1 protein-coding gene is annotated in these 853 nt (G+C 38.0%); it reads right to left on the reverse strand.

Annotated features, from left to right (window positions below):
- Nucleotides 1-291: 291 nt before the first annotated feature.
- A partial coding sequence (locus ACFIL8_RS11395) for an MATE family efflux transporter (RefSeq protein WP_375689886.1) occupies nt 292-853 on the reverse strand: 562 nt, incomplete at its 5' end.

The raw sequence follows: 853 nt of genomic DNA on the forward strand, positions 1-853 counted from the left end.
CTCCTCAACGGCGTATGAATATAAGCACGTTTTTTCTCGTCATTTTTTAAGGTATTAAACTCTTCCAATCTACCGAACTTACTCTTAAATTGTAGCCGAATGATTTTAATAAACCCATATTATTTTAAAAACTCAACAAATAATATTGAGACTACAATCAAAGACACTTCTTTTCAATATTAAGCAAGTTTTGTAACCTATATTGTTATCTCCATAGAAGTAAAACAGCCTCTATGGACGATGAGTAGCTAAGCCTTCACAGCTAGTGCTTTACAAGCGCTTTTATAACACTCACTCTGCCCCAAACATAGGATTGCATTTTATTAAATAACCCACGCGCATATAATTAAAGATAGAAACGATTAAGCTTGCACCAATCATGCCAAGCCAATAGCCAATAAAGCCATATTCAAAAAAATGCGCCATTAGCGCTCCCCCAAATAGGCCTAACCCCCAATAACTTATTGCTACAACAATTGTTGACCAAAACGTATCAAGCAAGCCCACAAGTATGCCATTGAGCATAGTACCTAAAGTGCCAAAAGCAAAAGACAATAAAATGAACGGAAGCAACTTCCAAGAGAAAACAACAACGCGTTCTGAAGAAATATTAAAGATGGTTGTAAGGATGAATCCATAAGAGAGATAAACAATCCCTGATAAAAACAAGACATAAGCTACAGCAAAAACAGTGACACTCATACGCAATTGTTTTAGAGCCATATTATTCCTATCTGCTCTATACCACGCTGCTATTGTCGCGGCTGCGCTGGAAATCCCCAAAGCCACCACAGAAATAAGCATATCGAGACGCATCCCTATCGTATGCGCGGCCAAAGATTCGACCCCATAA

The organism is Bartonella sp. AP57NXGY (assembly GCF_042195805.1).
Classification (GTDB): domain Bacteria; phylum Pseudomonadota; class Alphaproteobacteria; order Rhizobiales; family Rhizobiaceae; genus Bartonella.